The organism is Pseudomonas sp. R62 (assembly GCF_000257605.1).
Lineage (GTDB): Bacteria > Pseudomonadota > Gammaproteobacteria > Pseudomonadales > Pseudomonadaceae > Aquipseudomonas > Aquipseudomonas atacamensis.
The window spans coordinates 1,396,754-1,403,689 of sequence record NZ_JH635999.1 but is presented as its reverse complement, the minus strand read 5'-3'; the positions used below and the strand labels follow the sequence as shown (position 1 = coordinate 1,403,689).

Here is a 6,936-nt window from a genome sequence, read left to right as displayed (position 1 = left end):
CTTTTCAACTGTCTCGAGCACTCGCTGCACCGGGCCTCGACAATAACGGACAGACAAGCAAGCGCATCGAGCGCTGGCGCAATGTAATCGAGCACATATTGCAGGGATCCGCGTCGTATGGCTCACGAACGCCATTCGCGGATGTGCCTGAGTGGGTCACGCTGGAAGTCGTCACTGGAGGTTTCGCCACTGGGCAGTTCTTGGCCGGGGGGGCACTGACCGATTACGAGCGACAGCTGGCTGCTTCGATTCCAGGTATCCGTCCTGGTTTCGAGCGACTCGATCTCAACACTTGGCACCTTACGGAGGAGGGGATCGAGGTACTGCAAGCGAAGCTGGCGAGCGGGGATTATCGAATCGAGGTGCCCGAAGAAGCTGCACTGCTGACCGTGGCCTGGTTGCTGGGGCAGCAACGTACAGAGAACGCATGGGATCTGGTTGAAGCAATAGCGCCTTTCTTTCAACAGCTGCGATTCTTTCCGATGGCTTCTGACGGTTTGCCGCTTTCAACAGCTCAAGTGCAGGTTTTTACTGTCGGGGATGTCAGAGCCGTGCTTTCAAATCGCCCGGCACAGGCGCGCGTGGCAGTGCAGAAGCATGTCGTTGAAACTCGGTTACCGCTTTACGATTCGGCGGTGTCGCTTTTCCTTTTAACGTATCAGGATGATTGGCCTTGTCGCCGGTATCCCGAGGGCTGGTTTGAGCAGGCGAATACCCTGAAGCAGCAGTTCGATGCTTCTTGCCCCAGCGCTTCAGGTGCAGCTGAAAGCTCAAGGGATCGGGCAGGGGAGTTGTTTGCACTGCTGGGGAATTGCGCTAGCGATGCGGCGTCGCTTACGGGACGGCAAGTCGGACGAATTCGCAGGATCGTCGACGATTTCGTACGCAAGCATGGTCATCCCGAATCCGAATCTCATCAGAAGCACAGAGACTCTCAACGCAGTCACGTGTCCGCACCCGGTCACCATCTATTTGCTAAAGGGGTTGCCGCACGTCTGAGCAGGTATCCCGGTTCGGACGGAGTTTCCGACTTTTCATCTCTGTTGCAACCCGTTACCTGCGAAGAAGCGACCGCACATTCGCTATTAACAGGTAGCGGCATTCCTCCTGATATTCGTCGACGCGTCGAGCAGTGTCGAAAGGGCACAATTGCCGAGTTGATCGATAGGGGATTGATTACATCCGGGGATACCGTGGCGCGGCTGCTGCCAGCGATTACGGCTGAGATCTGCAGCGCAGGATTTCGCGATACGTCGCTGCGGATGCTCTCTGTCGCGACCTATCGCGCCTTTCGACAACGCCGATCATTGTTGCTGTTGGATCTGCAAAGTCAGGTCAGGATGAATGAATTGCCGTGGGTGGCGGCTGTTGAAGACCAGCGAGAAACGGACGCGGTGGTCGCTGAAGCAGCGAAACAGTTCCTGATCGAATCCGCAGCAATGACTCTTTGCGCTTTTCCTCAAGCGATCCTGCCCAACAAACTCATTCAGGAATTTGCTGCGCTTGCGGCGATGGCCAGGCTGGGCCTGCCTTTTGTTGAAGAGGTCGCCTGTGACATTTTCATGGGCGCTTTCTCCAACAAGTACCTAAGAGCTGCCAGGCAGGCGGCATCGTTGATAGGTGGCACGCTATACGCCAATTTCTACGATATCGACACAGGCCAATTGGCGATGCTTCCTGAGCAACCGAAATCCAGGCGCAAAAGGTTCTCCAGGCCTGACGCTAGTTCCAGGGACGCATTGGCCATATTGTGCGCTCAGAGGGCTGATGAGCGCTTGGGTACTTGGCGGCCGGCGATTAACGGGAAAATCATCGAGCAACAACAGATCCTGACGACGCAAAACCTTGCGCTCTTATTTGGTGAGCTTGGGTTGAAAACGCTGTTGAAGGATCGCTTGGCTTCGATGGCCGAGGAATGCTTCAGATGGATATGCATACGCCAGCAGGTGAAGTTGAAGTTTTATCACTCCAGCCTGGTGATGATCAAAAATACGGCGTACGCGTGGCGGCAGATGGTGTTTTATCTAGCGATGCTGGATGAGGCAGAAATGCAATTCGCGATTGAACGTATCGAAGCGCATTTCGCGATTCAGCCTGGTGGATTTCGTGAAAGGTTCCTGCCGGCGATTAGAGGGTTGCGAGTAGCGGCTTCTGGCACACCGTTGACCGGGGCTCGCCAAGCAAGCGAAGGTGCTCAGGCTTTTATCGGATGGACTACCGAGAGACATTGGTTGTTGAAGCTGCAAACGAATGGCGTTGCTTAGCCTGAGAGGTTGGGAGGGGTGGATCTGATATCTAAAGCCTGAGGCCATTCGCATACATGATTTAACATAATATACATTACACGTAACAAAGTATTACAAGGTCAGCGTGGTTGCCCAGGAGATTTGAATCTACGTTGGCCGCTTCAAAACCAGCTTCCCCTACAAACTGCATTCTTCCCAATCTACAGCCCTCATCCATCATCATGCGTCAGCTTTTCAATCAGCGCACCATGCTGCGGAAACTGTGCCGTGAGTTTTGCGCGATTACCGATTTCCATGTCTGCGAAATCAAACCCAGGCGAAACCGCTTCGCTGATCAAGCCAAAGCCATTTGAGCCTTCCAGTAATCGAGAGGCTTTCCAAATTCCACCCGGTACGTGCAACTGCAGTTGCTGACCAGCCAAAACATCGCTGCCCATTACCAGCGTTTGCAATGAGCCGTCGGCGTGAATCAGGTTGTATTCGATGGCGTCGCCCAACTGAAAATAATGCAGGATGTCGGACTGGTTGAAATGAAACTGGCCCGCCGGCGATTGCTCAGTGAGCAGATAGTAGATCGAGGTCAGCAGATATCGCGGGCCTTGCTGCGTTTCGAGGCAGTCACGGTGATCGGCTTGATAGGTTCTGCGGTAATACCCGCCCTCGACATGAGGCTGTAGATTCAGCGCAGTAATCACATCAGTTGCGTTCGGCTTGCGCTGAATCATGACCTTCTCCATAACAGGTACTATTTTTTGTTAGCTCAACTAAACGGTCATTTAGTGTAGTTAACGTATTTTCGAAGATAATCGACGCATTTACCCTGCTCCATTAGAAGTCTACCGTCGCCGACAGCAGATACGTTCGCGGCGTCGAAAGCGTCAATCCCGGTTCGCTGTCATCCGAAGCACCCGCCGAGCTCCAGTAGCGTTTATCCAGCACGTTTTCGACATTGGCGCGCAAGGTGATCGTCTTCTCGTCCAGCTTGAAAGCATAGCGTGTGCCGACGTCGAACCGTTCCCATGAGTCGATTTCCTTGTCGTTCGACTGGTCCAGATACTGCGAACTCGAGTAAATACCACGGCTGGTCAAAGTCAGCCCCGGCACGCTCGGCACGTCCCACTCCGCACCAAGGTTGACGTTGTATTTCGGTGTCGCCGGTGCGCGGTTGCCGTCGAATGTGCCGTTGGTGGTGTGGGTCAGTTCGCTGTCGATGTACATCACACCGCCGAGCAATCTGAAGCCTTTGAGCGGTTCGCCGAACACGCTCAGTTCTACGCCATTGTTCTCGCGCTTTCCGTTTGGGCCGAAGACTCGCGTGGTGGCGTTGGTTTCGTACGCAGGCTGTTTGATGCGGAACATCGCTGCCGTCAGCGCGTATGAGCCCGCGTCGTATTTGGCGCCGACTTCGACCTGGCGGCTGATGAATGGCGGGAAGATTTCGTCTTCGTTGATAGATGTCGATGGCGCGATCTTGCCTTGGCTCAGACCTTCCATGTAGTTGGCGTACAGCGAAAGTTTGTCCGTCGCCTTGAACAGAATCCCGCCCGATGGCGAGACTTTTTCCTCATCGTAAGCCGTGTCGCCCTTGATTCCGTCGCTCCAGTCATCGACTTTGACTCGCTGCCAGCGCGCCCCCAAAGTCAGCAACAGACGATCGTCGAAGAAGCCGAGCGTGTCGGACAGCGCCACGCCGCTGAAGCGGTTCTCTGTGTAGACCTTGGCGTCATTGCGGGTCGGCGTGCCGGGTCTGGCGATCTCCACCGGGTCGTAGAGATTACTGCGCCCGGCCGCGTAACGGGCGCCGCCGTTTTCGAAGTCCATATAAAAGTAGTTGGCCGCCAGGTTCACTTCATGGCTGACCGGCCCGGTCTGGAACCAGTTACGAACGCCAGCGGTAGCCGTGCGGACGTTCTCGTCGCGAGTGAAGTCGCGCGGCTGAACGCTGAAATCACCGGCGTCGTTGCTCACCGAAACGGCATGGCGCAAGAAGTCGTGATTGCTTTTGCGTGCGCCGACGCCGCCATACAGCATGACCGAATCGCTGACATCGAACTCGCCGTTGACCGTGCCGAAAGTGTCTTTGGTGCGCGCCCGGCTCCAGGGTTGCGCATAGTTGTCGCGCACATCATTGGCGTTCGGCACTTTGGCATTGGCGGCGACTTGCACGCGTTCCTGCGGTGCGTCGGTGTCGCGTTCGGTGTGGCCGATATCAGTGGAAAGTCGCAAGCGTTCACCACGAAAGTCCAGACCGAGCACCGCCATGTCGCGATCGACGCTCTGGTGATCCCATTCCGTATCTCCGGACTGCTTGACCCCGTTGAAGCGCAGACCGAATTGGTTTTCGTCACCAAAACGCCGTCCGACATCCACCGCGCCGCCGACTTGATTGTTCGAGGCGTAGTTGGCCGTCAGCGAGGTGATCGGCTTGTCGGTCGCGCGCTTCGGCACGACGTTGATCCCCCCTCCTACACTGCCCCGTGGCGAAATCCCGTTGATCAATTGGCTCGGGCCTTTGAGGATGTCGACGCGATCGGCCATTTCCATGTCGATGGTGTAAGTCGGCAACACACCGTAGAGGCCGTTGTAGGCAACATCACTGTTGAACAGGCTGAAACCACGGATGGTGAATTGCTCATAGCGGCCACCGGCCGGGTTGGTTGCGCGTACCGAAGGGTCGCTGCCGATCAGGTCGCCGAGGGTGCGCGCCTGTTGGTTTTTCACCGTTTCGCTGGTGTAGGTGGTCATGCTGAACGGGGTTTCCATGAAATCCCTGGAGCCCAACAGCCCTTGCGAACCCCGCCGCGCGACCTGACCGCCGGCGAATACATCGGCATCCGCTGAACCGCTCGCGCCGAGAATCGATGTCGGTGCCAGCTGCAAGGTGCTGCCTTGCACTGCGGGCACCAGCGTATAAGCCTGATCACCGACAGGTTGCAGCTGCAAACCGGAACCCAGCAACAACCGACTAAACCCCTCCTCCACACCGAACTCGCCGGACAACCCACTGCTGTTGCGGCCGCTGACCAGCGCCGGATCCACCGAAAGATTGACTCCGGCGAGACCTGCGAAACGCGTCAGCGCGGCACTCAGACTACCGGCCGGCACCTGATAACTGCGGCGGCTGCCATCGTCGGCCCAGCTCGATTGCATCAATAAGGGGCTGGCACTCAGGCTCAGCAAAAGGCTCAACTGCAACAACGGACGCAAACGACCTGGAAATACTGCGGGCATTGGAAGAAGCTCTCGATTTTGTTCACTTGCCTGGAATGACCAGCGAGGCGAAAAAAAGGGACAGGCTTCAACCGGTTTTTTCTGCGCGCGGTACCAGCGACACCCAAAATCGCGTTCGCGTGTGCACGTCGACGGGCAAACTGGCTGCCAGCAGTGCCAGCACTTGATCGGTATCGTCGAGGCGGAAACTGCCGGTGATGCGCAGCGATTCCAGCGCCGGATCCCAGCGCAGCACTCCCGAGCGGTAGCGACTCAGCTCGCGAAGGAAATCACCCAGCGGCTGGTTTTGCGCCATCAGCACACCGTCGCGCCAACCGGGCATCAACGCATCGAATGCCGTCACCGCCCCCGCGCCCGAAGCTTGCAGGCTGACTTGCTGGCCCTGCTGCAATACCAGCGCCGTGCCGTGCAGCGGCTGCAATTGCACCGAACCGCGCAACACGCAGACCTGGCAATCGCGCGCATTGAGGCGCACCGAGATGTCGCTGTGATTGACGATCATCCGCCCATAAGGCGCGTTGACGATAAAGGCTGAATCGCCCGCCACGTTGAGCGCCATCTCGCCACGAATCAGTGTCAGTTGACGTGCAGGCAGATCGACATTCACCGCGCTGTCGGTGTTGAGTTGCAATGAAGAATCCTGGGCCAACTGCACTTTGCGCCGCTCGCCAGTGCTGGTGTGCAAATCGGCACGCCAGACCTCCAGCGGCAGCTCCCGACTGATCAACCACGCCGCCGGCACCAGCGCCGCCACGCCGAAGGCACGCTTGAGTGCCGCGCGCCGCGCCGGATCCGGCCGATCCAGCGTGGCCATGGCCAGTGTCGGCGGCAAACCTGCGAAACGCTGGCGAAGCTGCTGGATTTTCTGCCAAGCGTTCTCGTGGCGACTGTCACTGGCACGCCAATGCTGCAATCGGGCGTGATCTTCATCACTGGCAGCGCCTGACTCGAGCAGTGCCAGCCATTGCGCCGCCGCCCGCGCCACTTCCCGCGTTTCCTCGCTGGGGGCAACGCGCATCACAGATCCACCAGCAAGCAATGCTCGTACGCCTGGGCCATGTAGCGTTTTACCGTGCGCTCGGAAACCTGCAAGCGCTCGGCGATCTCGCGGTAGCCGAGGCCCTCGAGTTGACTCCAAAGAAATGCCCGACGCACCGCACGCGGCAAGCCATCTAGCAATTCATCCAGCGCCTGCAAGGTTTCCAGCAGCAACCAGCGCTGTTCCGGCGACGGTGCGCACGCTTCCGGCAATTGCGCCAAGGCGTCGAGGTAGGCTTTTTCCAGATGGCGCCGCGTGTAGAAATTGCTCAGCAGGCGTTTGCCGACGGTGAGCAAATACGCGCGCGGCTCGCGCAACTCGGCCAGCGGCGGCGCGTTGCACAGGACGCGCAGAAAGGTGTCCTGACTGAGGTCCGCCGCATCCCACGCATTGCCCATGCGCCGGCGCAGCCAGGTTTCC

5 protein-coding genes are annotated in these 6,936 nt (G+C 57.8%); 1 reads left to right on the top strand and 4 read right to left on the bottom strand.

Annotated features, from left to right (window positions below; genetic code table 11):
• Positions 1-2,264, top strand: a 2,264-nt coding sequence (locus tag OQK_RS24445) for a hypothetical protein (RefSeq protein WP_016774735.1), incomplete at its 5' end; no start/stop codon positions are given.
• A gap of 191 nt (positions 2,265-2,455) precedes the next feature.
• On the opposite strand, the gene OQK_RS24440 is transcribed toward OQK_RS24445, so the two are convergent.
• The 4 genes from OQK_RS24440 to OQK_RS24425 form a co-directional block, all read right to left on the bottom strand.
• On the bottom strand, positions 2,456-2,971 hold the full coding sequence (locus OQK_RS24440) for a cupin domain-containing protein (RefSeq protein WP_016774734.1): 516 nt from the start codon (positions 2,969-2,971) through the stop codon (positions 2,456-2,458).
• Between the two features lie 103 nt (positions 2,972-3,074).
• The gene (locus OQK_RS24435; RefSeq protein ID WP_016774733.1) at positions 3,075-5,477 is read right to left on the bottom strand and encodes a TonB-dependent siderophore receptor; all 2,403 of its coding nucleotides are present in this window, start codon (positions 5,475-5,477) and stop codon (positions 3,075-3,077) included.
• A 67-nt stretch (positions 5,478-5,544) separates the two neighbouring features.
• On the bottom strand, positions 5,545-6,495 hold the full coding sequence (locus tag OQK_RS24430; protein WP_016774732.1) for a FecR domain-containing protein: 951 nt from the start codon (positions 6,493-6,495) through the stop codon (positions 5,545-5,547).
• On the bottom strand, positions 6,495-6,936 hold a 442-nt coding region (locus OQK_RS24425; RefSeq protein ID WP_016774731.1), incomplete at its 5' end, for a sigma-70 family RNA polymerase sigma factor. The genes OQK_RS24425 and OQK_RS24430, both read right to left, overlap by 1 nt.

Excerpts from the sequence above, each read along its gene's own strand:
- OQK_RS24440 (WP_016774734.1), bottom strand. The coding sequence starts at position 2,971 with ATGATTCAGCGCAAGCCGAACGCAACTGATGTGATTACTGCGCTGAAT.
- OQK_RS24435 (WP_016774733.1), bottom strand. The coding sequence starts at position 5,477 with ATGCCCGCAGTATTTCCAGGTCGTTTGCGTCCGTTGTTGCAGTTGAGC.
- OQK_RS24430 (WP_016774732.1), bottom strand. The coding sequence starts at position 6,495 with ATGCGCGTTGCCCCCAGCGAGGAAACGCGGGAAGTGGCGCGGGCGGCG.